The organism is Cystobacter fuscus, assembly GCF_044360685.1.
GTDB classification, from domain to species: Bacteria; Myxococcota; Myxococcia; order Myxococcales; family Myxococcaceae; genus Cystobacter; species Cystobacter fuscus_C.
The window spans coordinates 8,504,405-8,531,070 of record NZ_CP043491.1 but is presented as its reverse complement, the minus strand read 5'-3'; the positions used below and the strand labels follow the sequence as shown (position 1 = coordinate 8,531,070).

General features: G+C 69.8%; 24 protein-coding genes and 1 tRNA gene. 10 read left to right on the top strand and 15 right to left on the bottom strand.

Annotated features, from left to right (window positions below; translation table 11 throughout):
• Positions 1 to 4: 4 nt before the first annotated feature.
• The 9 genes from F0U63_RS34935 to F0U63_RS34895 form a co-directional block, all read right to left on the bottom strand.
• Entirely contained in the window at positions 5 to 709 is a 705-nt protein-coding gene (locus F0U63_RS34935; RefSeq protein ID WP_395836822.1) for an SDR family oxidoreductase, read from the bottom strand.
• 16 nt (positions 710 to 725) lie between these two features.
• Positions 726 to 1,493 (bottom strand): hypothetical protein, encoded by a 768-nt coding sequence (locus F0U63_RS34930; RefSeq protein WP_395836820.1) that lies wholly within the window; start codon positions 1,491 to 1,493, stop codon positions 726 to 728.
• Positions 1,494 to 1,497: 4 nt separating this feature from the next.
• Positions 1,498 to 2,772, bottom strand: coding sequence for a coproporphyrinogen-III oxidase family protein (locus F0U63_RS34925; protein WP_395836818.1), 1,275 nt, complete (start codon positions 2,770 to 2,772; stop codon positions 1,498 to 1,500).
• Between the two features lie 23 nt (positions 2,773 to 2,795).
• Entirely contained in the window at positions 2,796 to 3,143 is a 348-nt protein-coding gene (locus F0U63_RS34920; RefSeq protein ID WP_395836816.1) for a phosphopantetheine-binding protein, read from the bottom strand.
• The gene (locus tag F0U63_RS34915; RefSeq protein ID WP_395836814.1) at positions 3,140 to 4,576 is read right to left on the bottom strand and encodes a class I adenylate-forming enzyme family protein; all 1,437 of its coding nucleotides are present in this window, start codon (positions 4,574 to 4,576) and stop codon (positions 3,140 to 3,142) included. The genes F0U63_RS34920 and F0U63_RS34915 overlap by 4 nt, the downstream gene beginning before the upstream one ends.
• A gap of 175 nt (positions 4,577 to 4,751) precedes the next feature.
• Entirely contained in the window at positions 4,752 to 7,541 is a 2,790-nt protein-coding gene (locus F0U63_RS34910) for an Hsp70 family protein (protein WP_395836812.1), read from the bottom strand.
• Between the two features lie 19 nt (positions 7,542 to 7,560).
• On the bottom strand, positions 7,561 to 9,414 hold the full coding sequence (locus tag F0U63_RS34905) for an Hsp70 family protein (RefSeq protein ID WP_395836809.1): 1,854 nt from the start codon (positions 9,412 to 9,414) through the stop codon (positions 7,561 to 7,563).
• Between the two features lie 24 nt (positions 9,415 to 9,438).
• A complete protein-coding gene (locus F0U63_RS34900) occupies positions 9,439 to 10,029 on the bottom strand; it encodes a DUF2760 domain-containing protein (protein ID WP_395836807.1) in 591 nt (196 codons plus the stop codon).
• Positions 10,030 to 10,124: 95 nt separating this feature from the next.
• Positions 10,125 to 10,200, bottom strand: a tRNA-Ala gene (locus tag F0U63_RS34895).
• A 178-nt stretch (positions 10,201 to 10,378) separates the two neighbouring features.
• On the opposite strand from F0U63_RS34895, the gene F0U63_RS34890 reads away from it, so the two are divergent.
• From F0U63_RS34890 to F0U63_RS34870, 5 genes are all read left to right on the top strand, one after another.
• On the top strand, positions 10,379 to 12,718 hold the full coding sequence (locus tag F0U63_RS34890; protein WP_395836805.1) for a tetratricopeptide repeat protein: 2,340 nt from the start codon (positions 10,379 to 10,381) through the stop codon (positions 12,716 to 12,718).
• Positions 12,719 to 12,924: 206 nt separating this feature from the next.
• On the top strand, positions 12,925 to 13,809 hold the full coding sequence (cyoE, locus tag F0U63_RS34885) for a heme o synthase (protein ID WP_395836802.1): 885 nt from the start codon (positions 12,925 to 12,927) through the stop codon (positions 13,807 to 13,809).
• Between the two features lie 7 nt (positions 13,810 to 13,816).
• Positions 13,817 to 14,824: an ABC transporter ATP-binding protein gene (locus tag F0U63_RS34880; RefSeq protein WP_395836799.1), complete on the top strand. Its 1,008-nt coding sequence runs from the start codon at positions 13,817 to 13,819 to the stop codon at positions 14,822 to 14,824.
• On the top strand, positions 14,821 to 15,711 hold the full coding sequence (locus tag F0U63_RS34875) for an ABC transporter permease (RefSeq protein WP_395836797.1): 891 nt from the start codon (positions 14,821 to 14,823) through the stop codon (positions 15,709 to 15,711). The genes F0U63_RS34880 and F0U63_RS34875 overlap by 4 nt, the downstream gene beginning before the upstream one ends.
• Positions 15,712 to 15,825: 114 nt before the next feature.
• On the top strand, positions 15,826 to 16,653 hold the full coding sequence (locus tag F0U63_RS34870) for a carboxypeptidase regulatory-like domain-containing protein (protein WP_395836795.1): 828 nt from the start codon (positions 15,826 to 15,828) through the stop codon (positions 16,651 to 16,653).
• A gap of 1 nt (position 16,654) precedes the next feature.
• Here F0U63_RS34870 and F0U63_RS34865 read toward each other — a convergent pair whose 3' ends face one another.
• From F0U63_RS34865 to F0U63_RS34855, 3 genes are read right to left on the bottom strand one after another with little or no spacing between them, the layout of a single operon-like run.
• Positions 16,655 to 17,995: an ATP-binding protein gene (locus tag F0U63_RS34865; protein WP_395836792.1), complete on the bottom strand. Its 1,341-nt coding sequence runs from the start codon at positions 17,993 to 17,995 to the stop codon at positions 16,655 to 16,657.
• Positions 17,992 to 18,672, bottom strand: coding sequence for a response regulator transcription factor (locus F0U63_RS34860; RefSeq protein ID WP_002621544.1), 681 nt, complete (start codon positions 18,670 to 18,672; stop codon positions 17,992 to 17,994). The genes F0U63_RS34865 and F0U63_RS34860 overlap by 4 nt, the downstream gene beginning before the upstream one ends.
• A gap of 25 nt (positions 18,673 to 18,697) precedes the next feature.
• A complete protein-coding gene (locus F0U63_RS34855) occupies positions 18,698 to 19,201 on the bottom strand; it encodes a periplasmic heavy metal sensor (RefSeq protein ID WP_395836790.1) in 504 nt (167 codons plus the stop codon).
• A 223-nt stretch (positions 19,202 to 19,424) separates the two neighbouring features.
• Here F0U63_RS34855 and F0U63_RS34850 point away from each other — a divergent pair, with 223 nt between their 5' ends.
• Together F0U63_RS34850 and F0U63_RS34845 are read left to right on the top strand one after the other, a co-directional pair.
• The gene (locus tag F0U63_RS34850; RefSeq protein ID WP_395836787.1) at positions 19,425 to 19,631 is read left to right on the top strand and encodes a cold-shock protein; all 207 of its coding nucleotides are present in this window, start codon (positions 19,425 to 19,427) and stop codon (positions 19,629 to 19,631) included.
• A gap of 137 nt (positions 19,632 to 19,768) precedes the next feature.
• Positions 19,769 to 20,131 carry a cupin domain-containing protein gene (locus F0U63_RS34845; protein WP_395836785.1) on the top strand — a complete coding sequence of 121 codons (363 nt, stop codon included), beginning with the start codon at positions 19,769 to 19,771 and terminating at the stop codon, positions 20,129 to 20,131.
• Positions 20,132 to 20,182: 51 nt separating this feature from the next.
• Here F0U63_RS34845 and F0U63_RS34840 read toward each other — a convergent pair whose 3' ends face one another.
• Positions 20,183 to 21,136 carry a LysR family transcriptional regulator gene (locus tag F0U63_RS34840; RefSeq protein ID WP_395836783.1) on the bottom strand — a complete coding sequence of 318 codons (954 nt, stop codon included), beginning with the start codon at positions 21,134 to 21,136 and terminating at the stop codon, positions 20,183 to 20,185.
• A gap of 73 nt (positions 21,137 to 21,209) precedes the next feature.
• On the opposite strand from F0U63_RS34840, the gene F0U63_RS34835 reads away from it, so the two are divergent.
• Entirely contained in the window at positions 21,210 to 22,211 is a 1,002-nt protein-coding gene (locus F0U63_RS34835; protein ID WP_395836781.1) for an aldo/keto reductase, read from the top strand.
• A 363-nt stretch (positions 22,212 to 22,574) separates the two neighbouring features.
• Here the strand turns inward: F0U63_RS34835 and F0U63_RS34830 are convergent, their stop codons facing one another.
• Together F0U63_RS34830 and F0U63_RS34825 are read right to left on the bottom strand one after the other, a co-directional pair.
• A complete protein-coding gene (locus F0U63_RS34830) occupies positions 22,575 to 22,805 on the bottom strand; it encodes a hypothetical protein (RefSeq protein ID WP_395836779.1) in 231 nt (76 codons plus the stop codon).
• Positions 22,806 to 23,153: 348 nt separating this feature from the next.
• Positions 23,154 to 23,954, bottom strand: a complete 801-nt coding sequence (locus F0U63_RS34825; protein WP_395836777.1) for a hypothetical protein — start codon at positions 23,952 to 23,954, stop codon at positions 23,154 to 23,156.
• A 683-nt stretch (positions 23,955 to 24,637) separates the two neighbouring features.
• Between F0U63_RS34825 and F0U63_RS34820 the strand changes: the two genes are divergently transcribed.
• Both F0U63_RS34820 and F0U63_RS34815 read left to right on the top strand, forming a co-directional pair.
• A complete protein-coding gene (locus F0U63_RS34820) occupies positions 24,638 to 25,201 on the top strand; it encodes a hypothetical protein (protein ID WP_395836776.1) in 564 nt (187 codons plus the stop codon).
• A 529-nt stretch (positions 25,202 to 25,730) separates the two neighbouring features.
• Positions 25,731 to 26,537 carry a hypothetical protein gene (locus F0U63_RS34815; RefSeq protein ID WP_395836774.1) on the top strand — a complete coding sequence of 269 codons (807 nt, stop codon included), beginning with the start codon at positions 25,731 to 25,733 and terminating at the stop codon, positions 26,535 to 26,537.
• Positions 26,538 to 26,666: the final 129 nt, after the last annotated feature.

Genomic DNA, 26,666 nt, shown 5'->3' with positions numbered 1-26,666 from the left:
ACCTCTACCAGGGGAAGTCCTGCCGGTCCTTGAAGAAGCCCCCCCGGGGCCCGTTGTCCGGCAGCGTGGCGAGCCAGGTGATGGTGTCCGCGCCCTCCTCGACGGAGCGATCCGCGTGCATGCCCCCCATGTGGGTGCGTACCCAGCCCGGAGTCATCGCGTTGATGAGGATGTTGGTGTCCTGGAGCTCGTCGGCGAAGACGCGGGTCATCGCGTTCATGGCCACCTTGGACAGACGGTAGGCGAGCCGGCCCGCGGTCATCTTCGAGAAGGAGCCCAGGCCGCTGGACACGTTGACGATGCGTCCGTAGTGGTTCTGGCGCATGAGCGGCACGAAGAGCTGCGTGAGGTGCATGGCGCCGTAGAGGTTGGTCTCCAGGGTGGGCCGGACGACTTCATCGAGGCTCACCTCGAGGGCGGGTGTGTTGCCGTCCAGGGAGATGCCCGCGTTGTTGACGAGCACGTCCAGCCGTCCGAACTCCCGGGTGATGAACTCGGAGATGCGCACGCGGTCCGGCGCGGAGTCCACGTCGAGGGATTGAAAGCCCACGTGCAGGCCCTCCGCCGCCAGGGTGGAGACGGCTTCCTTTCCCTTGTCCTCCCGGCGCGCCGTCAAGATGACCCGGAGGCCGAGCTTCGCGAGTTGCCGACAGGCTTCCAGTCCGATGCCACGGTTCGCGCCCGTGACCAGCGCCACTCGTCGTTCCACGTTCCTGGCTCCCATCTCAAACATCGTATTCAGGGAACATCTCGAAGAGCAGCCGCTCACGGGACCGCACGAAACGCTTCAGTTCGGGGGTGTAGTGGTCCTGCCAGCGCGACGCCTCGTCCCGGCTTCCCCCTTCGGGGAACACCTTGGGCTCCTCCAGGATGAACGCAATCCGCTCGCGTGGCATCCCGAGGCCGAGCAGGAAGTCATGGAGTTGATGATTGAGGCGCTCGGCGCGCAGGAAGTGCAAGGGAAAGAGGGATTGTTGATAACGGCGGTTCACCAACGCCTCCTCGTCCAAAGAGGCGAAGACAGCGCGCGGTTCATGACAATAGAAGCGGATGAACTGTTCGGTATGCCAGCCGGGCCGGAAGGGATCGGCGAGACGGTCATTGCGAAAACCCGTCTCCCGGCCCTGGTGGCAATTGAGGAAGAGGGTGTTGGCCATCCGGACGAACTCGTCGAAGGACAGCTCGGGGTAGTGGGGATGGAGCGCCTTCATGGCGTCGGCGCCGCAGTAGGCGTCCGGGTGCCGCTTCCACCAGCCGAAGTAGTACTGCGACACGTAGCGGTCATAGGGGTTGCGGACCGTGGTGAGCAGGGGCTTGCCGAGGTGGGCCGCGGGGATGTCGCCGCACGTGCCGTGCTTGTGGGTGTTGAGGAAGCCTCCCCCCAGGCCGGGACGCTCCGGCGAGCCCAGGTAGAGCCGCTCCAGCACGTGGGTGACGAAGGTGCCCCCCGTCTTCGGCGGGTGGATGTAGACGAGATCGTCGGTGATGATCATCGGTTCAGGCCAGGGACTCGATGCGGGCGGCGAGTCTGCGCCCCACGTAGTCGCCCCAGAGGATGCCCTTGCGGGTGAGTGACAGCGTGTGCTCCCGGAGCGTCACGAAGCCATGCTTCTCCAACTCCTCCACGACGGGGGCACACCAGCGCGCCAGATCGAAGCCATGGCGTTGCTGGAAGGCGGCCAGGTCCAGGTGGATGAGCTTCATGCCCAGCACCACCTCGCGCGTCATCAGCTCGCGCGCCGAGAGCCGGTAGCCCCGGGTGAGGGGCAGCTCTCCGGCCTCCAGCGTCTGGAGGTAGCGGGGCAGGTCGCTCGTGTTCTGCATCACGTGGGCGTCGAGCGAGCCGAAGGCCGACACGCCGAAGCCGTAGGTGTCCGTGCCGAGCCACCGCGAGCTGATGTGCCGCTGCCGGAAGGCGCCGCCCCGCGTGAAGGTGAAGAAGTTCACCGGCTGGTAGTCATGCCGCTCGAACTGCTCCAGGGCGTGGGTGATGAAGCGCAGCTCCTCGTCGTCCGTGGGCAGGGTGAGCGTCTTGCGCTTGATGTCGGCGTAATAGTCGGTATTGGCGTGCAGCTCGGTCTTGTAGACGGTGAGGGAGTGCACGTCGGCGGCGAGTGCGCGCTCGATGGTGTAGGCCCACGTCCGTTCGGTCTCCCCCGCGAGGCCGCTCATCAGGTCCACGTTGACGATGGCGCCGGTGGCCTTGGCGAGCGCGATGGCCGTGAAGGCGTGCTGCTCGGTGTCGTGGCGCCCCGTGCGCCGGAGGATGTCGTCGCAGAAGGACTGGATGCCCAGGCTGATGCGGTTGACGCCGAGCGCCTGGAGGTGCTCCGCCTTGGACGGGGTGAGCGTCACCGGCTCGGCCTCGAGGGTGATCTCCGGCTCCTCCAGCGACAGGTGTTCGCGGAGGCTGTCCATCAACCGGCTCAGGTTCTCCCGGGAGAGCAGCGTGGGCGTGCCGCCACCGAAGTACACGCTGGTGGTGGGCCGCTCCTCGAGGTGGAAGCGCCGGGAGACCAGGGCGATCTCCCGGCACAGCGCGCTCACGTACGCGTCGATCTCCGACTTGCGGTGCTCCGCCAGCGTGGTGGTCTTGTAGTGGCAGTACGCGCAGCGCTGGATGCAGTAGGGCAGATGCACGTAGACGTTGAGCGGCCGCGGGTTCAGCAGTCCCTGGAGGCCCTCCGGGCGCCAGTAGCGGGCGGGCGGATAGTGGGTGACGAATCCCCGGCGTGTCAGCTCGTCTGGCGCGGGTCTCTCCCCGGTGCTCATGGTGCTGTCCTTCTCGGCGGACTTCAGGGGGGAAGGCTCGTGTCGGCCCGCATGAGCTGGCCGTGGATGTGCGCGGCCAGCACGGTGAGGTTGGCGAAGACCTCCGGGCGGATGTCCTGGTCGGCGAACTCGAAGCCGTAGCGCTTCTCGATGAGGTTCATGAACTCGAAGAGGACCATCGAGTCGAGTGCCAGGCCGTCCTCGTGGAGTGACACCGTCGCGTCGATCCGCGACTCGTCGAGGCGGACGTCCAGCTCCCGGGCGATCATCTTCTTGAGCTGCTCGATGATCGGGGTGAGTGCCGTCACGGTGACGGTGGAGGTGGAGGGACGGGGTTGCTCGCGGGGAGGGAGCGATGCGCGCGTGCTCATGGGCGGAATCCTTGTTGAAGCGCGGAGGGGGACGTCATGGCCAGCGCGCGCAGGGCCTGACGATCCACCTTGCCGCTGGGCAGCAGGGGCAGGGCGCAGAGGAGCCGGATTTCATCCGGGAGCGCGTAGCCGGGCATCAGGTCGAGGCAGGTGGCGCGCACCCGCGCGGGCTCGAGGTGCTGTCCCTCGCGGGGAACGCAGAAGACGATGAGGCGCCGGCCCCGCAGGCCCTGGGAGCCGAGGACCGCGACGGCCCGTTCCACGCCGCACACCCGCTCCACGGCGCTCTCGATGTCGGTGAGCATGAGCAGGCGCCCATCCCGTTTGACGCCGAGATCCGTCCGGCCCAGCACCTCGAGCGTTCCCTCCTCGTGGAGCAGGCAGAGATCGCGTGTGCGGTACCAGCCGTCCTCGACGAAGGGCTCGCCGCGCCAGGGGTGGCCGTCCCCGTCGAGATAACCCTGGAAGGCGAAGGGGTGTTGGCACCAGAGCTCGCCGGCGGTGCCCGGTGGCTCTCCCTCGCCCTCCTCCGAGTCCTTCGGGGGGCGGAGCTGGATCCGCACGTCAGGCAGGGCCCGGCCCACGGACGTGGCCCGTGGTTCCTCCCCGGCTTCCGGATCGACGGCGGTGATGGCGCCCAGCTCGGTGCAGCCATAGAGATTGACGATCCGCTGGAAGAGGGCGCGCGCGGAGGCGAACAGCTCCGGCGTCATCCGGTCTCCGGCGATGACGGCCTGGCGGTAGTGGACGGGCGTGGTGCGTCGCCGCAGCACCATGGCGCACAGGTGCGGGGTGAGGAACGTCACCGTCGGGTGCGTGCGCTGCTCGCGCTCGAGGAAGCGGGGCAGGTTGGCGCCCTCCAGCAGATCGAGGTTCGCCCCCACGGCGAGCGCGGGCAGCACGGCGGCGCCCAGGCCGAACATGTGGGCCAGGGGAACCGGCACGCAGATGCGATCGTCTTCTCGCAGGCGCAGCCGCTCGATGCAGTTGAGCGCGTTGCCGAGCAGTCCCTCGTGGGTGTGGACCACGAGCTTGGGGGCACCCAGGCTGCCCGAGGTGCGCACGAAGAGCCGCTCGGGCGTGCTGGCTTCACCGGCGGGCGGCGCGTGGGCGTCCGCGATGGAGGAGATCTCCAGCAGGTGCTCGGGCCGGGGGATGCCATCGGGCTCCACCGGGGAGGTGTCCTGTATCCGCAGGCGCAGGGAGCAGAAGCGGGGCGGGGGGAGCTCCGCTCGCGCGGACGGGGGCAGGAGGGCGAAGCTCGTGCCGCCGCGCAACAGGGCCAGCAGTGTGAGCAGCCCTGGCACGGAGGTGGTGCATTCGAGCACCACGGGCGTGTTCCGGGTCACTCCCGAGTGCGAGAGGAAGGCCTCCCACTGGGCGAGCCGTGCCTCGAGTTCCGCGTACGGCACGCGGAAGCGGCCATCGGTCAACGCATTCCCCCGGAGGGCTCCGACGGCGATCGCTTCACGGAGCAATCGAGCGATGCTGACGGACTCAGGGGGGGACATGCGCTCGGGGGGGAGACTGGGGGCGTATCGCCTGGGAAATCTATAAACCCCCCTGGGCGAACTCAACAGGGCCGTCCGAGGCGCTTCACCCGAGGGACTACAAGCGCAGACCGGCGGGCAGGGTATCGCCCAGGGCGCGGGCCTCGTCGGCGGCCTCCAGGGCCACCACCTCGGTCACCATGCGCACCCAGGTGTCGGCGGCCTTGGCGGCCCGCAGGGCCTCGGCGGTTTTCGCCCGCAGGTCGGGGGAGATGTCGCGCATGCGGTCTCCGGTGAAGCGCGCGAGCTGGGCGGCGGCGAACGGGGCGCCGTCGATGCGCGGCAGGCCCAGCTCCAGCAGCAGGGTCAGCCAGGCCTCGGCCACCTCCACCGCCACCACCTTGTGGCCGCTGCCGTAGAGCGGCACGCGCGCGCCCAGCCGGCCGAGCGCCCAGGGCCAGGGCCCACCGCCCTTGTTCTCCGCCTTCAGCCGCGCCGCCATCCACCCGCCCAGCTCCGCCTTGTCCGTGGGCTCCAGGTGCTCGAGCGACGCCGCGGTGCGCACCATCTCGTCCAGGCCCTCGGGCTGGATGCCCTTGGCCTTGCCGGGGGGCGCGGGGGCATCCAGGGGGATCTTCCGGGCCAGGTGCGGCTTGAGGTAGTCGTACAGCTTGCGCTGCTGCGCCTCGCTGAGGCCGCCGGCGATGCGCCGCCACATCACCCAGAACTCCACCCAGACGGACTTCTCGGTGTGGTGCTGCACGAGTGGCTCGAACAGGGAGAACGTCTGCTCGGCGCGCCAGTGGTCCAGGGGGTAGCCGAAGCCCGGGCGCAGCGTGTAGCCGGTGAGGCTGTAGAAGACGCGCTCGTGGTCCGCGGTGCGGCGGCGCTTGGAGGCGCCCGCGAAGAGCGAGCTCCACAGCTCGCGCAGCACGGGCACGCGCCAGGTGTCCCGGGGGCCGAGCACCTTTTCCAGCGTGCGCGACAGCTGCTTGATGTCCTTGGGCCCGATGGGCAGCGGCTTGTTGCCGTAGAGCCGGTCGACGTTGTCCTTGGCCTCGGCGAAGCGCGCCGGCATGGACTCGGTGACGGTGAGCTCGCGCTCGCCCCCGGTGCCCCGCAGCTCGAACTCCAGGCGCCAGCGCTCGTCGGCCACGTTGGACACGGCGAACAGCTCCAGCGTGCCAATTTCCGTGAGCCCCGAGCGCAGGTGCACGGGCACCAGGGCCGCCTTGCCCGCGGCGCCCTTGAGCACCGTGTGGATGGGGGGCAGGGGCTTGAGCTCGTCCTTGAGCGCTTCGGTGAGCGCCACCACGTCGCCCGGCTTGTCGATGCGGTCGCTCGTGGTGGAGTAGAGGGTGAACTGCACCGGCTGGCCGAGCGTGAGCGAGAAGGCGCGCTCGCCGATGTCGGCGTGCTGGCCCTCCTCGAAGCCGCGGGGGATGAGGCAGAGCACTGGCTGCTCCGCGCTGTCCGCCGGGCGTTGCAGGGCCACGTAGTACGCGCGCGCCGCGCCTCCGCCGATGCGCAGGCCGTGCCCGCGCCGCACGAGGCCGTAGTACGCCGCGCCCCGAGCCACGGCCAGCTCCAGCGACTCGTGCCGCAACAGCCGGATGCGCGGCGCGCCGGGCCACCAGGCGCTCACCGCTTCCACCAGCCGCTCGGCCAGCCGCGGCGAGTTGAAGACACCGCCGTTGAGCAGGATGGCGTCCGGGCGGGGCAGGGCGCCTTCAGAAGGAGCGGACTCGCCCAGCGCGGAGAAGCCCGCGGCGGCGTGCTGCGCGAGGAAGGCCGCCAGGTGCCGGGTGATGGCGGCGTCCTGGGCGTAGGGCAGGCCCAGCTCCTGGAGCGCCATGCGCGAGGCGCGCCGGGGTCGCTCCTGGGCGCCCACCGTGGGGAAGAAGCCCTCCAGCACGAGCGCCTCGGCCTCCTCGCGCGTGAGGTCCGTGGACAGCGAGCCGCCGAGCAGCTTGCTGCCCCCGGCGACGAGGGACACGCCATGGCGCTCGGGGGGAGTGGTGCCGAGCAGGGACTCCTTGGCGGTGCGCGCGGCCTGGAGTGCCTGGGTCCACTGGGTGGCGGACAGGCGCCGGTTGCCGTCCGGGAAGAGCTTCTCCTCCAGCCGGCGGGCGAGCGCGGCGTCCATGTTGTCGCCGCCGAGCATGAGGTGCTCGCCCACCGCGAGCCGCCGCAGCATGGGGCCCTCGGGGGACACGCCCGCGTGCACGAGGGTGAAGTCGGTGGTGCCGCCGCCCACGTCCACCACGAGCACCAGCCGCACCTCCTCGAGGGACTTCGCCAGATCCTTCCGGTGGCGCGCGGTGTAGTCGTAGAAGGCCGCCTGGGGCTCCTCGAGGAGGGTGAATTTCTCCAGGCCCGCGCGGCGCGCGGCGCTCACGGTGAGGGCACGCGCCGCCTCGTCGAAGGAGGCGGGCACGGTGATGACCACCTCCTGCTGGGCGAGGGGCTTGTCCGGGTGGGCGTGGTTCCACGCGTGGGCGATGTGGGAGAGCAGCAGGGCGCTGGCCTCCACGGGGGACAGCTTCGCCACGTCGGCGGGAGCGCCCCAGGGGAGGATGGGCGCCGAGCGATCCACGCCCGGGTGACACAGCCAGCTCTTGGCGGAGGTGACCACGCGGCCCGGCACCCGGGCGCCCTGCCAGCGGGCGAACTCGCCCACGACCTGGGTGCCGCCGTCGCCCCAGGGCAGCCGTAGCGCGCCCTCGGCGAGCTCGTGTCCGGCGGGCACGTAGACACAGGAGGGCAGCAGGGGCCGGGCGCTCACCTCGCCCTGACGCACCAGTTGGGGGACGGGGAAGTCCTCCACGGGGGCGGTGGGGCCCTGGGTGGGGTCCACCGAGGCGACGGCGCAGTGGGTGGTTCCGAGGTCGATGCCGACGATGTGCATGGGCGTGGGGAAGGGGCTTCTATTCCTTCATGCGGACGTTGAGCTCCAGTTTCCAGCGGCCGGGGCCGTTCTTCTCCAGGCAGCGCAGCTCCAGCGTGCCCACCTCGGTGACGGCGGCCTGGAGGTTGACGGGGGTCAGGTCGCCGAAGGGCGCGGGCGTGCCGGGGAGCGTCGTCTCCACGGGGGCCAGCTCCTCGAACTCGCCGTTGCCCTCCACGTCGTCCACGAAGGTGCCCACCTTGTCGTCGCGCCGCACGGACGAGGCGAAGAAGCGGAAGCTCGTGGGCTCCCCGGTGACGAGGCCGAACTCCTGGGGAGGCACGTCGGCCTGAGTACCTTCCTCCATGCCGAAGGGGGCCACGCACAGCGCCTTCACGGGCGGCTCCATGCCGGGCACGGCGGGCATGGCGGTCTCCACGCCCACGTAGTAGGCGCGCGCGGTGCCGCCGCGGATGCGCAGGCCATGGCCCTCGCGCACCCAGCCGTAGTAGGCGGCGCCCCGGGCCACGGCGAGGTCCAGGTCCGCGCCCTCGAGCTCCCGGGCGGGCGGGCCCCCGTCGGCGGCGAGCCACGCGTTGAGCACCTCCATCACCCGGGCCTTGAGGGGGCCGGCCTTGAAGACGCCGCCGTTGAAGAGCACGGCGGTGGGGTGGATGAAGGCCTTGCCGCCCACGTTGACGGGCGAGTCCGGGGAGCTGGCGAGCGCCTGGGCCTGCCGGGTGAGGAAGGCGGCCAGGTGGCGCGTCACCGCCGCGTCCTGCGCGTACGGCAGCGCCATCTGCGCGAGGCCAGTGCGCCGGGCCACCCGGGGCAGCTCGGTGACGGGGGAGGGCGGGAAGAAGCCCTCGGTGAGGACGCGATCGAGCTCCTCCCGGGTCAGCTCCGTGCGGATGGTGCCGCCCATGAGCGAGGAGCCCCGGCTGGCGATGGCGATGGGCGCGTGGGTGAAGGCCGCGTTGCCGTAGAGGGACTCCTTGGCCATGCGGCAGCCATGGGTGAGGGCGTTGAACTGCCAGGCATCCAGCTTCTTGCCCTCGGCGGTGAGGCGCTGCTGGAGCGTGTGCGCGAGCGCCAGGTCCATGTTGTCGCCGCCCAGGAGGATGTGGTCTCCCACGGCCACGCGCGTGAGCTCCACCTCACCCGCGCGGTCGCGCACGGTGATGAGCGAGAAGTCCGTGGTGCCACCGCCCACGTCCACCACGAGGATGACCTCGCCCACCTTCATGTTCTTGCGGAAGGACTCGCCCTGGGCTTCCAGCCAGGCGTAGAGCGCCGCCTGGGGCTCCTCCAGGAGCAGGACGTTCTCCAGCCCCGCGGCCCGGGCGGCCTCGAGCGTCAAGTCGCGCGCGGCGGCGTCGAACGAGGCCGGCACGGTGAGGATGACGTCCTGGGCGGCCATGGCGTTGCCCGCTTCCTCGCGCGAGCGGGCGAAGGTGTGATCCCACGCCTCGCGCAGGTGGCGCAGGTAGCGCGTGGCGGCCTCCACCGGGGAGACGCGCTGCACCTCCTCGGGGGCCTGCCAGGGCAGCAGCGCGCCGCGCCGGTCCACGCCGGGGTGGCTCAGCCAGCTCTTGGCCGAGGAGACCAGGCGCGTGGGCACCTTGGCGCCATGGGCACGGGCGAACTCACCCACGAGCGCGGGGGCGTTGGGGTTCCACGGCAGCGCGAGGCTGCCTGGGGGGAACTCCTGGGCCCCGGGCAGGTAGAGGAAGGAGGGCAGGAGGGTGCGCGCCTCCACGGTCCCCGGGGCGGTGAGCTGGGGGATGGGCAGCATGGACTGCGCGGGACCCCGGGCCTGGCCGCCCTCGAGGTTGAGGTAGGAGACCGCGGAGTGCGTGGTGCCGAGATCGATTCCAATCGCGTAGCGGGACATAAGAAGAGGGCCCCTTCGGGAAGGTCAGGACAGCTCGACTTCGGCGGGCGCGAGCACCCGTGGATCCAAGGCCGGACTGGTGGAGGGGAACGTCACGGAGGTGATGACCCAGCCCTTGTGCTTGAGCGAGCCGGAGTAGGGCGGCTGGCCGGCCACGTTGCCGGTGAGGCGGATGCGCTGGGCGTCGAAGCCGGCGGGCACCTGCACCGTGTCGCCCTCGTTCTGGGGGAGCACGGGCTCCAGGGCGAGGTATTGGCGCAGCACCTTGCGGCACCCCTCGTGGACGATGCGCGCGGCGGCGCCCACGTCCTCATCCGGGAAGGCGGCCACGTCCTCCTGGAGGAAGTCGACGAGGCGGCCCTCGCGCTGGAGCATGGCCAGGAACTGGAGCGCCGAGGCGTGCTCCCGCTCGGGGGGCGGAGCGGCGGGCGGCGGGGTGGGCTTCGCGGGTGTCGGCTCGGGGATGGGCGTGCCCGCCGGCAGCTTGCCGGCCCGGTCGGCCTCGCGCACGGGCAACACGGCCTGGGCGAACGAGCGATCGAGCCAGATTCGCCAGAAGCACACGAGGGCGAGCCACAGACGGGCGAAGAACGAGAGCGTGGGCTGGTCGGTCATCGGCCCCGGATAACAGACCCGGCGCGCTTTTCAATTCACTGGAGGCGCAAAACAAAAGGGCTCCCCTGTTTCCAGGGGAGCCCTTCGGGACTGCATGGTGGAGGTGGACGGGATCGAACCGACGACCTTCGCATTGCGAACGCGACGCTCTCCCAACTGAGCTACACCCCCATGACACTCCAGTCTCTCAACACCGTTGGGCGGCTGCGGTTTCCCGCCGTCGAGAAGACGAACGGGCATGTACAGGACCCCAACCAGGGTGTCAAGCCGGGAATGTTCGGGCCTTCTTGGGCGATTGACGCACGGCAACTTGGGGTGTCATAAGAACCCCCTCAAGGCACCTCCTTTAATGTCCACATCCCCATCAAAGACGTTGAGCCCGGCCGAGCTCGCGAAGCTGGAGCATGCCTTCGCGTCCGACCCTTCTTCCGAAGCCTACAAGCCCCTCGCCGAGGCGTATCTCGCCTCTGGCCGTTTCATGGAGGCGATGGTCGTCTGCAAGAAAGGGGTGAAGGCACACCCCAATCGAGCCGATCCCCGCCTCCTCCTCGCTCGCGTCTACCAGGACCAGGGCAAGGACAAGAAAGCCCTCGAAGAGGTGCTGGGCGCGCTGCAGGCGCATCCTTCCGACAAGGCGACGCTGCGTATGGCGGGCGCCCTGCAAATCAAGACCGGTGAAGCCGACGCCGGCAAGGCCAACCTGCTCAAGGCCTACGAGGCGGATCCCGCGGATCCGGACACGTTGGCGGTGATGCAGCAGTACAAGGTGCAGCCGCCCGCGGCCGCCGCGCCCGTGGCCGCCGCTCCGGCCCCCGCGCCCACGCCCGCTCCCGTGGCGGCTCCGGCCGTCCAGGCCGCGCCCGCCCCGGCCGCCACGCCCGCTCCGGTGGCCGCCGCCCCGGCCGCGCCCGCTCCGGCCGCCGAGCCGGCTCCTCGCGCCAAGGCCCCCGCCGCGCAGGCCGCGCGTCCGGCGGCTGCCCGCCGTCCCGCCGTGGTCGTCGAGGACGATGACGTCGATGACGATGACGACGCGCCCCGCGGCAAGTCGCGCAAGAAGAGCGGCTCCAACACGAGCAAGTTCATCACCATCGGTCTGCTCGTCGCGGTGCCCATCATCCTGGGCGGCTACTTCGTCCAGGGCCGCATGGCCGCCCAGCGCAACCGGGAGATCAAGAAGCAGCTCGACGCCGCCACCCAGGAGCTCAAGCACGACTCCTTCGCCTCCTACAAGAAGGCGTGCGAGGCGGCGGACAAGGCGATCGAGGTCGCTCCCGACTCGACGGCCGCCCACGGCTATCTCGCCTACGCCTACGCCATCCGCTGGGGTGAGCACGGCGGCGGGGACGACGCGCGCAGCAAGGCCGAGGAGCACCTGGCGGCCGCCCAGAAGAGCGGGGAAGTCAGCTCGCACCTGTACGCCGCCGCCGCCCTGATCAAGACGTACGGGGGCAAGGGCAAGGAGGCCCTCGTCGAGCTCGAGAAGCAGGTGAAGAGCTTCGACGAGCAGGGCAAGCGCAGCTCGCTGCTGTACCTGACGCTCGGCCTCATCCAGATGAACGCGGGTGACATGGAGCACGCCAAGGACAACCTGGAGAAGGCCCAGGGCCTGTCTCCGGACGACCCGCGCATCTACGCCGCGCTCGGCGCGGTGTACCGCCGGCTCGGCCAGGACGGCACCGCCTGGAAGAACTACGACTTCGCCCTGCGCTACGAGAAGGACCACCCCGAGTCCCTGCTCGGCAAGTCCCTGCTGATGCTCGAGCAGGACGAGCCGAACTTCGGCCTGGCCGCGGTCATGCTCAAGAAGCTGCTGGAGGTGGATCCGCCTCCTTCGCCGCGCCAGCTCGCGGCGGCCAACGTGGCGCGCGCGCTGCTCATCTCCCGCGTCTCCACCGCCATGGAGAAGATGAAGCCCGACGAGCAGGCCAAGCTCTCCGCGGACACCGGCGTGCCCACCGACAAGGAGAAGGCGCGTCAGGAGCTGACCAAGGCCGAGGACACCGGCTTCGCGCTCGACCGCAACAGCCCCGAGCTCTTCCTCATCAAGGGCCGCCGGCTGCTCTCCGAGAATCAGTACGACCAGGCCGCCGCGGAGATCCGCAAGGCCGTCAAGATGGACGGCACGCGCGCCCAGCTCTACGTGGAGCTGGCCAAGGCCCTCATGGGCAAGCCGGGCGGCGAGAAGGAGGCCTCCGAGGCGCTCGTCACCGCGCTCAAGACCATGGGTGACAGCCCCAAGCTGCTCACCATGCTGGGCAACGCCTACCGCCGCCAGGGCAAGCTGGACGACGCGCTCAAGACGTATGAGCGCTCGGTGAAGGACGCCAACGCGAAGAACCCCGAGGCGCGTCTGGCCATCGGCGCCATCTACCGCGAGCGCTCCGAGTGGACCAAGGCCCAGGAGTCGCTGGAGAAGGCCAGCACCGAGTTCATCGGCCAGCCGGACAAGGCGGCCGCCGCGCTGCTCGAGCTGGCGCGCGTCTTCGAGGGCAAGGGCGACACCGCCAAGGCCGACGAGACGTACCAGAAGGCGCTCAACGCGGACGAGAACTACGCCCCGGCCTACTACTTCTACGCGGCGTTCCTCTCCAAGGACAAGAAGCAGGCCCCCAAGGCCAAGGCGCTGGCGCAGGAGTACGTCAAGCGCGAGCCCAAGGGCGAGTACGTGGCGCAGGCCCAGGCGCTGTGAGCCGGGCTCGTCCCACCGACAAGAAAAAGTAGTCACCAGACATGTGGGCGGGCGCGGGGATGGCATGAATCCCGCGCCCGTTTGCTTGATGTGGCCACCTCCTTGTGTGTAAGGGAGGGCGGCCTTCATCTCATCTTGGGCGGAGTCCGCTCCGCCTCCAGCCGCGCCAGCCGCCCTGCGTGCCTGACGCGCCTCGGGGAGTCCGCGTGATTGCGCGTGCCGTGAGTTCGCCGAGCCTCGCCTCGGATCTGATGTCCCTCACCAAGCCGAGGCTGTCGGGCCTGGTGCTCGCCACGGCCGCGGGCGGCATGTGGCTGGCTCCCGGAGAGCTGACGGTGTCGCGCATCCTGGTGACGCTGCTGGCCACCGCGGGCACCGTGGGCGCGGCCAACGCGCTCAACTGCTACTGGGAGCGCCACAGCGACCGCTTCATGGCGCGCACGAGCAACCGCCCCCTGCCCTCCGGGCGCATGGAGCCCCACGTCGCGCTCGCCTTCGGGGTGGGGCTCGCCGCGGTGTGTCTGCCGGCGCTCGCGCTGGGGGCCAACCCGCTCACCGCGCTGCTCGGCCTGGTGGCGCTGCTCAGCTACGTGCTCGTGTACACGCCGCTCAAGGCCCACTCCTCCATCGCCATGCTGGTGGGCGCGGTGCCCGGCGCGCTCCCCCCGCTCATGGGCTGGACGGCCGTCACGGGGCAGATCGACGCGGGCGGCTACGTCCTCTTCTCCATCCTCTTCCTCTGGCAGATCCCCCACTTCATCGCCATCGCCCTGTTCCGCCAGGACGAGTACGCGGCGGCCGGGCTCACGTGCGTCCCCATCGAGCGGGGCGAGGACTCCAGCCGCTTGCAGATCGTCCTCTACCTCGTGGCGCTGGTGCCCATGAGCCTCTTGCCCTTCCAGCTCGGCATCGCCGGGGGGTGGTACCTCGGTGCCGCGGTACTGCTGGGCCTGTCCTTCCTCGGCCTGGGCGCCGCGGGGCTCTTCCGGCGCCTGGGAAGGGCCTGGGCCCGTCAGACGTTCCTGTTCAGCCTGCTGTACCTGACCGGCCTTTTCGCCGCGATGATGCTCGACAGCGGGGGACATGGTTGATTCGAGGATGACTCCGGCCCCTTTGGCCCCTCCGGTCACGGCGCTCGCGTCCGTGCCCCTGCTTCAACTCGACGGTCTCACCCGGCGCTTCAAGTCGCGCGTGGCGCTCGATGGTTTGAGCCTCTCGGTGCGCGCGGGGGAGATCGTCGGCCTGCTCGGCCCCAATGGGGCGGGCAAGTCCACCACCTTCCAGGTGCTCGCCGGACTGCTGGCCCCCGACGCGGGCCGCGTCCTCTTCGAGGGCCGGCCCCTGTCGCTGCATGATCCCGCGCTGCGCCAGCGCCTGGGCATCATCTTCCAGCGCGGCAGCCTGGATGATCTGATGAGCGCGCGGGAGAACCTCCTGCTCGGCGCCCGGCTGTATGGGCTGACGGGTGAGCACGCCCACGCGCGCGTGGAGCAGATGCTCCGGCTCATCGGTCTGGACGCGCGCGGGGACGAGCGCGTGGGCACCTGGTCGGGAGGGATGCGGCGGCGGCTCGAGCTGGCGCGGGCGCTCGTGCACCAGCCCCGTGTGCTCCTCATGGACGAGCCCACCCAGGGGCTCGACGAGGCGTCCTTCCGCTCCTTCTGGGCCCACCTGTGCGCGCTGCGCGACACCGAGGGCCTCACGGTGCTGCTCACCACTCACCGCGCCGACGAGGCGCAGCTGTGTGATCGCCTGGCGGTCCTGGACGCGGGGCGCCTGGTGGCCATGGACACGCCCGCGGCCCTGACCGCGCGGGTGGGGGGAGATCTCCTCATCCTCGAGGGCCGGGAGCCCGAGGCGCTCGCGGCCGAGGTGCGTGAGCGCCTGGGGCTGGACGCGCGCGTGGTGGAGGGGCACGTGCAGGTGGAGGCCGAGCGGGGCCATGCCCTGGTGCCGCGCCTGGTGGAGGCCTTTCCCGCGGGCCGGCTCGCGGCGGTGTCGCTGCGCCGGCCCACGCTCGCGGATGTCTTTCTTCAACTCACGGGCCGCACCCTGGGGGCGGATCAGCCCGCCGCCGAGCCCTCCACGAGGAAAAGCCGTCGATGAACGCTCACGCCTCCTCCCTCTCCGACACCTCCGTGTCCTCCGAGCCCCGGCTCGAGCGGGTGGCGCCGGTTGCTCCCGCGCGGGCCGCCCGTGCGCCGGGCGCGCTCGCGCTCCAGTGGGCCACGGTGCGCGTGCTGCTCTCGCGTGACGTGGTGCGCTTCTTCCGTCAGCCCAGCCGCGTGGTGGGCGCGCTCGCCCAGCCCATCCTCTTCTGGTTCGTCATCGGCGCGGGCTTCTCCGGCTCCTTCCGCGTGGAGGGGGCACAGGGCCTGGACTACCAGCGCTTCTCCTTCCCGGGCGTGGTCGCCATGGTGCTGCTCTTCAGCGCCATCTTCGCCACCATCTCCGTCATCGAGGACCGGCGCGAGGGCTTCCTCCAGTCCGTGCTGGCGGGGCCCGGCTCGCGCCTGTCGGTGGTGCTGGGCAAGGCGCTGGGCTCCTCGGCCATCGCGCTGTTGCAGGCCTCGCTCTTCCTGCTCTTCGCGCCGCTGGCCGGCGTGTCGGCCGCCACCGTGAACGTGCCCTTGCTGCTCTCGGTGATGGGGCTGTCCGCCCTGGCCCTCACCTGCATGGGCATCGCGCTCGCGTGGTGGGTGCGCTCCACCGCCGGCTACCACGCCGTCATGAGCGTGGTGCTGCTGCCCATGTGGGTGCTCTCCGGCTCGCTCTTTCCGCTGAAGGGCGCCGGGCCCGTGCTGGCGTGGGTGATGCGCCTCAACCCCCTGCGCTTCGCCGTCGAGGGACTGCGGCGCGCGCTCTACGGCGCCGAGGCCTCGCTCGCCCTGGGCTCGCCGTCTTCCGGCGCCGGGCTCGAACTGCCCGTGCTGTTCGTCTTCGCCGCCGTCTTCACCGCCCTGGCCGCTTTCAGCATCAGCCGCCGGGAATGACCCGTAAACCCGTTCTCGCGTTGACTTCCTGGTCCGCTCTTCTTACGACAGGTGGCGCCCTTCACGGGTCCACCGCGCGGCCCGGCGGAAGTGGGCGCCATGAGGAGTGATGACATGAAGTTGCGTACGCTGGGGATCGCGCTGCTGGGCACCGTGGGACTCACGGCCCTGTCCGCCTGCAAGCAGGAGAGCCCCCCCGCACTCGTCCCGGCGGAGCCGTCCACGCGGACCCAGGACGCGGCGGAGGCAACTCCCACCGACGAGTCGCCCGAGGCCGAGCCCCTGACGGGCGGCGGCACCATCCAGGGCACCGTCACCTTCAAGGGCACTCCGCCCGCGTCCGCGCCCATCACCCCCAGCCAGGATCCGGCCTGCCAGGGCATGTCGCTGGTGGACCAGTCCCTCCAGGTGAAGGCGGGCAAGCTGGAGAACGTGCTCGTGCGCGTGCGCGGGTTGATGCCCCGCTCGCCCCGGACGCGGCCCGCCGTCGTGGACCAGAAGCAGTGCGGCTACACCCCCCGGGTGCAGGGCGTCGCCTCGGGGCAGCCCATCCTCATCAAGAACAGCGACGGCACGCTGCACAACGCGCGGGCGCTCTCGGGCACGAAGTCCATCTTCAACGTGGCCCAGCCGCCCAACGGCAAACCCGTGCAGCGCACGCTGCCGGTCGAGGCCGAGGTGGTGCGCCTCAAGTGCGACATCCACCCGTGGATGGTGTCCTGGGTGGTGGTCAATCCCAACCCGTACTTCGCCACCTCCAACGCGGACGGGGCCTACTCCATCGAGCACCTGCCCGCGGGCACCTACACGCTCGAGGCCTGGCACGAGGTGCTCGGCACCAAGACGGCCGAGGTGACGGTGAAGGAGGGGGAGACCGCGGCGCTCTCCTTCGAGTTCTCCACCGAGGACGCCAAGGGCAGCGCGTCGGGCTCGGTGAAGTAGCTCACCCCGCCGGGCGGCCGCCGCGCTCCAGGGTGAAACCCACGCGCGCGCCGCCCTCGGGCCGGTTCTCCGCGAAGGCCTCTCCGCCGTGGGCCCGGGCGATGCGCCGCACCAGGGCGAGCCCCAGGCCCAGCGAGCCCGCCTCGCGCCGCTCTCCGCCCGCGCTGCCCCGGTAGAAGGGCTCGAAGACGCGCGCCTCTTCTCCCGGTGGCAGTCCCGGCCCCCGGTCCTCCACGCAGAAGGCGAGCCGCCCCTCGCGCTCCACCAGCCGCAGCGCCTCCACGCCCTGGCCGTGTCCGCGCGCGTTGTCGAGCAGGTTGGTCAGCGCGCGCCCCAGCAGCGTGGCGTCGCCCACCAGTTTCGTGTCGGGCACCTCCACCGAGAGCAGCCCGGCGGACAGGCCCGTGCGCTCCAGCGCCCGCTGCGCCAGATCCTTCCCCTCCAGGGCGTGGGGGCTGAGCTGGCCGAAGTCCAGGCGGGAGCTGGCGAGCAGCTCGCCCACCAGCGCATCCAACTCCACGATCTCCCGCTCCATCTGGTCCGCGGTGCGCTCGGGCCCTCCGGCGTCGCGCATCAGCTCCACGAGCACGCGCAGGTGCGCGAGCGGCGTGCGCAGCTCGTGGGACACGGTGGCCAGCAGCTCGCGCTGGTCCGCCATCTGCCGTTCGATGCGCGCGGCCATCTCGTTGAAGGCCGAGGCCAGCAGCTGCATCTCCCCGGTGGCGTGGCGGCCCAGGTCCACCCGCGTCTCCAGCCGGCCCTCGCCCAGCTCCTGCACGGCGCGCGCGAGCATGTCCAGGGGCCGCGCCAGCCGCCGCGCCACCCAGCCCGAGGCCAGCCACATCGTGAGTCCGCTCACGGCCCAGAACAGGGTGCCGCGCCAGGGCGTGCGGCTCCGGGTGCGCCCGGAGCAGACGTGGGCGGTGCCGAGCCGCACGCCTCCGTTCTCCACCGAGAGGATGACGTTGGCGGACCCCAGACACGGCTCTCCGGCGCGCACCAGGCTCCTGCCCGAGGCGTCGAGCAGCTCGATGTCGAGCAGCAGATCCCTGGACACCTCGCGCACGAGGGCATCTCGCCGCTCGGGCTCGTCCCAGACGTCGGCGAGCCGGTGGATGGCGAAGGTGCGCACGCGCTCGAGCTCCTGGCGCCAGGAGTTGCCCCCCACCAGGTTCATCACCGAGCCCACCACCACGGCGGTGACGAGGATGGAGATGCCGAACCAGAGGAAGAGCCGCCGGCGCAGCCGGGCCCGGACATAGACGCCGAGCCGGGTCATCGGGCGGGGGGGCCAGCCGCCGGGCGAGTCCCAGGGCCCGTGCCGATGCCCGCGCCGTCTCACGGACCCTCCCGGGCGAAGAGGTAGCCCACGCCCCGGACGGTCTTGATGAGCTTCGCGCCGTCCTCGCCCAGCTTCTGGCGCAGGTGGGAGATGTGCACGTCCACGGTGCGCTCGCCCACGAGCGTGTCGCTGCGGCCGGCCTCGCCGAGCAGCGCGTCGCGGGGGATGACGCGCCCGGCGCGCCGCACGAGCGCCACGAGCAGATCGAACTCGAGCCCGGTGAGCTCCACGCGCCGGCCATTGACGCGGGCCTCGCGGGCGGGGACGTCGAGCGAGACGCCGTGGGCCTCGAGCTTCTCGGCCATGGCGGAGGGCTGGGCGCGGCGCAGCACGGCGCGCAGGCGCGCGAGCAGCTCGCGGGGGCTGAAGGGCTTGGCGAGGTAGTCGTCCGCGCCGAGCTCCAGGCCCACGACGCGGTCCGTCTCGTCGCCGCGCGCGGTGAGCATGAGGATGGGCACGGTGCTGCGCGAGCGGATGCGCCGGCACACCTCGAGTCCATCCATGCCCGGCATCATCACGTCCAGCAGCACGGCGTCGAAGGCCTGGGAGTCCAGGGCGGCCAGACCGCGGCCTCCGTCGGGGGCATGGGTCACCTTGATGCCTTGCTGCCCGAGGTACTGCTCGAGCAGTTCATACATCCGGGTGTCATCGTCGATGAGGAGGACGCGGGTGGACATGGGCGGGGCGGACTCTACCAAGGCTTCACCCCGCCCAGGCGCCGCGCCAACCGCAGCGGCCGGCCCGGAAGGCGTGGGCGCGGGGGTGGCGGTGGTGGGCGTAGCCCCAGCCGCGCTCGAGCAGGTCCGCCAGCTCGCGCCGCTGGCGCGGATCGAGCGCCTCGTGGACCTTGGCGAGCGAGGCGTGGATCGTCTTGCGCAGCTCCTCGACGAGCGCGTCCTGCTTCGCGTCCTGCTCACGCAGGGCGGCCCCATCGAACTGCTCTCCGCGCAGGGCCTGGGCCCAGGCGGAGCGGGTGTCGCCCCAGAGGCCGCGCAGCTTCTCGGCGGCCTCGGTCACGTCCTCGGCGGCCTGGACGAGGATCTTCTCCTGGCCGGGGGAGGTGTCGAGCCGCTCGAAGACGTGGCGCAGCCGGCCGCGCGGGCTCCAGGGGCCCACGCCGCCGCGCCAGGATGCGTAGCGCCGGGCGCGGCGCAAGGTGAAGAGGGCACCCGCGAGGCAGGCGGCTCCAAAGATGTATCCGAACATGGTGTTGCTCCTTCCGTGAGCGACCGGCCCAGCAAGAGCCCGGCGTCATCGGTCAGTCAGGAAGGTAGGAGGCGGATGTGAAGCGCTCACCCGGCGAGCGATGAAGAAGTGTGAAGACCGGGGAGGAATGGGGGAGGGCTCCGAACCGTTCCATCCGCAGTACCACCCTCGCGTTGAGGGTGGTGGATTGCCGTTACGCAGGCGCAGAAAGTCAGGGAAGTCCATGGCAACTGGTACCGTGAAGTGGTTCAACGACGCGAAGGGCTTTGGTTTCATCGCACCGGATGCGGGGGGGGATGACGTTTTCTGCCACCACACCGCCATCAACACGCAGGGCTTCCGCTCGCTGGCCGAAGGTCAGAAGGTGGAGTACGACGTGACGCGTGGCCCCAAGGGCTTGCAGGCGCAGAATGTCCGCCCGCTGAGCTGAGCAGCACTCTCGAGCCGTGAACCACACGCCCGCTCCTCCCTTCGGTGGGGGAGCGGGCGTGGTGTTTTGGGGGGTTCGCTTCTCCGTTGGCTTCCTTAGCTTGTCCGGAAGAAGTCAAACGACAGGGGAGAGCCGAGATGGGTGACACCAGTGTGAAGAAGGTCGATTCCCACCACTCGCCGACGGGGCAGATGGGGCAGAAGTACCTGGCGGAGGGGATTCGGGTGGCGATGCGGCTGTGGGAGAACGAGCAGCCCACGGAGGCCAAGCCCCCGAGCGTGCGCGACTACGAGACGGTGGGCTACGTCATCAAGGGCCGTGCGGAGCTCCACCTGGAGGGCCAGGTGCTGGTGCTCAACCCCGGGGACTCGTGGCTCGTGCCGAAGGGGGCCAGCCACACGTACAAGATTCTGGAGACCTTCACGGCGGTGGAGGCCACGAGCCCGCCGGCCTCGGTGCACGGCCGCGACGAGAAGGACAAGGGTCAGGTCAAGGCGTGAGGGGAGGGGGCGTGGGCCGTGCGGTGGGCCCACGCTCCGGTCACGTCGCGTTCATCCTCGGCCGCTCGTCGTCGGCCGGGGTGCTTCCTCGGGGCCGTGTATTGTCTTCACCACGCGGACCACCAGGTCCCGCATGAAGCGGATGGCGTCGTCGTCGTCGACCGTGTTGCGCCAGAGCAGCTCCGTCGGCGCGCCTCCCAGGTCCAGGGGCAGGGGGGTGGTACGGAGGTTCGGCCGCAGCGAGGTGATTTCTCGCGCGACCACGGCGGGCAACGTGGCGAGCAGGGCGCTGCCCTCCACGAGCGCCCCGACGCTGTGGAACATCGGGACCGAGACCCGGACACGCCGCTGGACGCCGAGCGCGTCCTCGACAATCCCTCGCAGATCTCCGTTGTACGAGACGATGACGTGCTCGTGCGCGAGGTAGCTCTCCCGCGTCAGTCGCTTGCCCACGCGGGCGTGCCGCGGATCGTAGAGACAGACGAAACTGCCCCAGAACAACGACAGACGTCGCGTGTCGGCTGGCAGCTCGTCGGCCACCGTCACCGCGAAGTCCACCGCCGAGGAACCCAGGGCCTCGGCGATGGTGCGGAACTGCACGGGAATCACGACGAGCCGCATGCGTGGCGCCTCCTCGTCGAGCGCGCGCAGCAGCGGCGGAAGGAGCCAGGTTTCGTTCGCGTCCGAAAGGCCGATCCGCACGGTGCGCTCGCTCGTCTTCGGGTCGAAGGCCGCCGGGGAGACGGTGGCCTCGACGAGGGCCTGGAGGAGCGGCCGGGCCGAGGTGAACAGGCGCTGGCCGCGCGTTGTGAGGGCGAGTCCGCGTCCCGCGCGGACGAAGAGCGGTGCCCCGACCGTCGAGGAGAGGCGTCTGAGCGCCGCGCTCACGGCGGGCTGCGTGAGGTAGAGGCGGCTGGCGGCCTCGGTGACGCTGCCCGCCTCCGCCACCACGACGAAGACGCGGAGCAGGTTGAGGTCCAGGTCCTTCTCATAGATGCCGTGCATGATTGGGATACATCCTATTGATTTGATTTAAGTGTGTCGATCCTTAGTCTTGAGCGCAGAAGGAGACACACGGATGAGCACGCACGAGACGAAGCAGACGAAGCGCACGGTGAAGCTGGGCTCCACGGGTCCCGAGGTCTTCCCGCTGGGACTGGGCTGCATGGGGATGTCGGGCACGTACGGGAAGACCGATGACGCCGAGAGCATCCGGACGATCCAGGCCGCGATCGAGCGAGGGGTGACGCTGCTCGACACGGGGGACTTCTACGGCATGGGCCACAACGAGCTGCTCGTGGGGCGGGCCATCGAGGGGCGCCGGGACAAGGTGCAGCTCTCGGTGAAGTTCGGAGCGCTCCGCGGGCCGGATGGGAGCTTCAACGGCAACGACACGCGCCCCGTCGCGGTGAAGAACTTCATTGCCTACAGCCTGAAGCGGCTGGGGGTGGAGGTCATCGACATCTATCGCCCCGCGCGGCTGGATCCCTCCGTTCCGATCGAGGACACCATCGGGGCGATCGCGGACCTGGTGAAGGCGGGCTACGTGCGCCACATCGGGCTGTCGGAGGTGGGTGTCGAGACGATCCGCCGGGCCCACAAGGTCCACCCCATCGTCGACTTGCAGATCGAGTACGCCATCGGCACCCGGGGCCCCGAGGCGGAGATCTTCCCCGTGCTCGCGGAGCTCGGCATCAGCGCGACGCTCTACGGGGTCTTCTCGCGAGGACTGCTCACGGGCAGCAAGCCGACGGAAGCGGGAGACTGGCGCGCCCATCAGCCTCGCTTCGCTGGCGAGAACGGGGCGAAGAACGAGGACTCGGTGAAGGCCCTCCAGCGCTTCGCGCATGAGCGTCGCATGACGCCGGGGCAGGTGGCACTCGCCTGGGTGCTGGCGCGGCAGCCGGCATTCGTTCCCGTGGTGGGAGCGAAGACCCGCGCGCAGCTCGAGGACGTGCTCGGTGCCCTGGCGCGCCCGCTGTCGAAGGAGGACCTCGCGGCGCTCGAGTCGGTGGTGAAGATCTCCGGCGACCGCTACGACCCGGCCCAGATGAAGCACCTGGACAGCGAGCGCCGGTAGCGCGCTCCCTGTCGTCGGCGCCGGTGTCCCTCAAGGCAGGAGGGACTCCGCCTACCGGGCCTTGAGCATAGGAAGGACAGGCGCCCTCTTGGGGGTAGCGGGCGGGAGCAGAGGGGAGAGAGGGAGGCTGACGGGGAGCCCATGAGCCGCACGCCGGGCGGGCGCAGAAGCGATTGAGTTCCATCCCTCCAATGCCCACTGCCGGCCGCGCATACCAGCCTTGAAGACGGAAGCTGGCAACCTGGAGGGAGTCTGCGCGCGTCATTGGTGACGAAGAGGCCTCGAATCGAAGGACCGATCGAGGCGAGAACCGAACCTGGGAGCAATGACAGTCCGCCGGGCGGTAGTCACTGCTCTCCGGGTTCAGGTACCGCCAGGGTGGCTTATGTCCATGCAGGTGTTGAAAAAGGAGTAGCACAACTGAATGCTATAGTCCCGAATCCAGTCTTCCGGCTCCTGGTTCGCCTGATCGATACAGTAATAGAGCTCCTCGTAGCAGGGATCTTGATCTTGCTCCGCCATGGCCGGCGCGGCCCCCAGCGCCACCCCCGCGAGAGTGGAAATCACGAGCCACAACCCCGTCTTCTTGCTCATTACCCTCATCCTTTTACCCCCTGTCCATCAGGGAGCTTGGTGAAACTACCACGAACCTCTGGACAGACAATGACCGCGAGTTCAGCGCACACCTCCCGAGGGCTCGTACCCGGGAGACGCGCCTCTGGTCCCCAGGTCTTCGGAAGGGGCCCCGGACAGCCCTCCGAGGACGAGCGCCCGGGGACTTCCGCCCCTCGTCACTGCTTCGTGAACGTCAAGTCATCGAGCTTGAGCGCGTCACCAAAACGCAGCCGCCTGCAAATCGTCTGACACCCTTCCCGGCCAATGTCGGATGGGCGAGCAGGGACGAGCGAACCCGGTTGCCGGGCGCCAGGGGCCCCGCGCTCCTTACTGCCCGAGCGATGAGGGCGGCTGCTTCGCGCTGAAGGCGGGCGAGTAGCACTTGCCCTGGTGCTCATAGAGCACGTCCGGGCACGGGGCCTTCAACTCGTGAGGCAACCAGCAGGCACCGACCAACTCGACCTCGGCGTAGCGATGGCACGGAGGGCGCTTCTGTCCCTTGAAGGGCTCGCGCGGCAGCGGACGGGCGAGTACGGATTGCCCCGCGTCCGCGGTGTCCACGAGCCCGCCATGGGTGGGCATGTCCGGATTTTCGCCCGCTGCGGGCTCCTCGTGGCTCCCAGAGGCGGACGGGGCGCTCGCCAAAGGCTCCGGGGTGCTTGGGGGTTGGGACACCGAGGGCAGACGCACCAGCGCGAAGAGAAGGGCGCACACCATGGCGGCGCTCGCCATGCCCCACCCCAGGCTCCACCGGAGGCGGGGCTCGTGGGGGTCGGACACGGCGCGGGCCATGCGCCGCACTTCCTCGAGCACACTCTCCACCGTGAGTAGCAGCGACTCCGCCGACTGCCTGTCCAGGGCCCTGGCCCAGTCGGTGTGCTCCACTTCCATGGCGGAGTAGCCCCGTGAGGCCCAGGAGCCGAAGAGTACCCGCCAGTCCTTGCGCGCTGCCGCGTCCTCCTTGGCGGCGTGCTTGCGCACCAGGGCCGTGGCCCCGCTCGTCTCGTGCGTGGCCAGGTAGAGCTCCTCCTGGCTGTCATGGGACTGCTGCACCTGCTCCTGAATCACGTACGGCCCCAACCGCTCCGGTTCCTCCCCGCTCGCTTCGGACTTCTTCTCCTCGTCCATGCGTACCCCTCCGCCCTGACCTTCCCGCCTGCTGGTGGCCAGGAGCCACGGTGTTCGCATGGACCGCGCCTGACATCCAGGAGGTACTCGGTTCGTCAGGTGGGGGCCTACTCCTGGGGAAGGTGTCCGGCGAAGTCTCTGAGAAGGCGTCTCCACACCCTTCCTGGACCTCCTTCCTCAGCCTACGAATCGTCTGACACCCTTCCTGACCCTCCTCCCCGTACCATCCCAGAGAGAGCTCAACACGCTCTCAGCGGCCAGCCCATCCCGATTCCCCCCGCGTGCCTTCCGCCAGGCCGGATGCACCGTGCGCGCCAACTCGCAAGTCCGCGGAAGCATTTGAAGGGGGTGGATTCAACCCTCCACGCCGAGTCTCGTTCTGGTTCGGGTCTCTCGTTTCAAATCCTTGGACACCTCCGGCGAGACACCTCCGGCGACCTCCGGCGGGGACAATGGCGGAGGAGCGATGGTGCCAACCTGGACGGCTTCGTCCACTCCCGTCGAACCATGGACGAATTCATCCAGACAGCCGCCCATTGGCCATGAGCAACGCCCGGAATGCAATCATCCAGCTTTACGGCAAATGCCTTCAAACAAAGTTTTGATTTGAAATTGAATCACTGGCAGTGCTAGTGAGACAGTGGCTTCGGCCAACCCCTGTACAATCCAATCAGGAGAAGTCCATGACGAGGAACGTGAAGCGTTTCCTGGCTGCCTCGCTGCTGTCCCTCACGCCGTCGATCGCGTTCGCCGGGCAGGTTGAGGCCGGCCTCTTCCTGGACCTCCTCTCCCAGCGTGACGAGTACGTCACCCTCCGGGAGGAGGTGGTCCAGGTTCCCGTGCTGCGCAACGCGCCAGTGGCGTCCGTCGCCCCCGCCCTGGAGAACTTCCTGGTCCTCAACCAGACCGGCGCCAATATCTCCCTGGGCCTCCAGGTGTTGACGGGGACGCTCAACGGCGTGTTCAACCCCTACCCTGTGCCCACCGCCACCTATGGCGGGTTCCAGGTCAGCGCCCCCGCCCCCACGCCGCTGGTGGCCCAGCAGTACTACTGGACGGTCGATCCGGCGAACCCGGCCGGCGCGAAGACGTGTGTCTGGCGGGTGGAGGTCAGCGACGTAGGCGGTTCCTGCTCGGCGCAGGTTTTCTCCGGCACCTACGGCGGCGCAGTCTGTACGCTCGACGCGGTCAACTCCTTCATCGACCCGACGACGTGCCAGGCGCAGATCATCACCAGCATTCAGTAAGCTGAGCCGTGCACCGTCTGGGGTGGCTGCGCGGACAGCCACCCCAGGTCTGGCGTACACCCAGGCCCGTCAGGTGCAAGGAGTGCCTTCCTGGGGCAAGTCTCCGGCGTGCAAGGTGCGGCCGGATGGAGCGCAAGAGCGATGACGGGCCCGGAGGTCCGTCAGCTCATCGCGCTCATGCGCGACGAGGACCGGTTAGATGCAATCCTTCGCGCCCCCCGGCGCGAACCATGTACTGCCCCGGAGGCAGCTCGCCCACGTTGGTGCCGAGGAACTCCGGGCAGTCGCGGCCCTGCCCCTGGCAGATGCCGATGCTCTGCTCACTCCAGGGCTGGACCCCCGCGCGCATCTCCGACAGGAAAGGACCCAGCAGGCTCGGAAGGACCCCCGTGATTCCGGGCGATTACAAGAAAGCGCGGGATCTCTTGGGGAGCGGGAAACTTCCGCCGGCGATTATCGACAATTGGAAATACGAAGCCTTCGGGGGTGCAGGAGTTGGAGAGCCCGAAGCCATGCCGGGGTCACGTCCATGAGCGTCGGTTCCACCAGCAGCTCCAGCGGGTCAAGTAGCTCCAGCCGCAGCTCTTCTTCCTCTTCCTCCCGTGAGTCGTCCGGGTCGTCCCGCAGCGGGTCAGGGAGCAAGATCTCCCAGGAGAAGTCGCAGGCGAAGGACAAGTCCCAGGCGAAGGAGAAGTCTCCGGCCAAGGACAAGGCCCTGATCAAGGAGAAGGCCCTGGCGTTGTCCAGGCAGGTCGCCGCGCGAAGGGCGGACGTCGTTCGGGAGAAGTTGACCCGCAGCGGCTTCGACACCGCGTCCGTGGCCGGTCCCCGGAAGCAGTTCGTGAACAATGGCGGCACGCAGCGCAACCCCGGGCTCGACGCCATCAACGCGCTGAACCTTCAAGGGGGCGAGCCCCACTCGTGTGTGAGGACCACGCGCTCCAATCTCCAGCGTGCGGGACTGAAGGGGCTGCCTGCCAGCACGAACGCTGACGGCAACAACCCGCGCGGCATGATGGTCCAGATGCTCCAGAGCGGGCACTGGAAGTCCGTGAACATCCCCGAGTCCACGGTGCAGACCATCAACAGCCCCTACGGGAGCGTGCAGGCGCACGTCCTCTCCGGAGATGCGTATCTCGCGGCCGCCGCCAACGGGCAGATTCCCGAGGGCTCGGTGGTGTTCCAGACGAAGAAGGGCTGGGATTACGGCGTGGAGTCCAAGGGCAGTGACGTGGGCATCGTGCGCAATGGCGCCATCTTCAACTACCAGGCGAACCGGGGCATGTCTGTTTATGGGAACAACGTGAGCGAGGTCGTCGTGATGCATCCCCAGTAGAACCGACACGCCGGGGGAGCGATGGATGACGCTCACCCACCGTCCCCCCTGCTGGGTGGGCCGCTGGGGCCAGCGTGTGCCCGGGGAGGGCTGCAGCGCCTCTCCACTTGGCCGTGAGCTTTCGCATCG